Origin of the sequence: Faecalibacillus sp. H12 (genome assembly GCF_013361255.1) — a bacterium.
In the GTDB taxonomy this organism is placed as follows: domain Bacteria; phylum Bacillota_I; class Bacilli_A; order Erysipelotrichales; family Coprobacillaceae; genus Faecalibacillus; species Faecalibacillus intestinalis.
The window spans coordinates 1-880 of the sequence record NZ_JABWDK010000075.1 but is presented as its reverse complement, the minus strand read 5'-3'; the positions used below and the strand labels follow the sequence as shown (position 1 = coordinate 880).

The following is an 880-nucleotide window of genomic DNA, read 5'->3' as shown; positions in this document are numbered from 1 at the left end:
AAAAAAAGAAGGAACTGGCAACGAGCTATTTTCGCACAATGTACTATCTTCGCCGCGATGATGCTTAACTTCTGTGTTCGGAATGGGTACAGGTGTGTCCATCATGCTATCATTACCAGATTCTTCTTGTCAAGTGTCTTCAGGACACTCAAAACCAGACAGTAGTTTTTCTTCTTTCAAGCTCGCTTGCCTTTTCGGTCAAGCCCTCGACCTATTAGTATCAGTCCGCTTAACATGTCACCATGCTTACACTCCTGACCTATCTACCTTATCGTCTTTAAGGGGTCTTACTTGCTTGCGCAATGGGAAATCTCATCTTGAAGTGGGTTTCACACTTAGATGCCTTCAGCGTTTATCCCTTCCGCATTTAGCTACCCAGCTATGCCACTGGCGTGACAACTGGTCCACCATTGATGCGTCCATCCCGGTCCTCTCGTACTGAGGACAGCTCTTCTCAAATTTCCTGCGCCCACGACAGATAGGGACCGAACTGTCTCACGACGTTCTGAACCCAGCTCGCGTACCGCTTTAATGGGCGAACAGCCCAACCCTTGGAACCGACTTCAGCTCCAGGATGCGATGAGCCGACATCGAGGTGCCAAACCTCCCCGTCGATGTGAACTCTTGGGGGAGATCAGCCTGTTATCCCCAGGGTAGCTTTTATCCGTTGAGCGACGGCCTTTCCATTCAGCACCGCCGGATCACTAAGCCCGACTTTCGTCCCTGCTCGACTTGTGGGTCTCGCAGTCAAACACCCTTTTGCCTTTGCACTCTGCGCTTGGTTTCCATCCAAGCTGAGGGTATCTTTGGGCGCCTCCGTTACTCTTTGGGAGGCGACCGCCCCAGTCAAACTGCCCGACTGACACTGTCCCGTCAACGG

2 rRNA genes are annotated in these 880 nt (G+C 51.7%); both read right to left on the bottom strand.

The features are described from left to right. Positions 1–12: 12 nt before the first annotated feature. Positions 13–120: ribosomal RNA gene (gene rrf, locus HUU89_RS14465) — 5S ribosomal RNA — on the bottom strand. Between the two features lie 74 nt (positions 121–194). Further along, positions 195–880, bottom strand: a 23S ribosomal RNA gene (locus HUU89_RS14460); the annotation flags it as partial.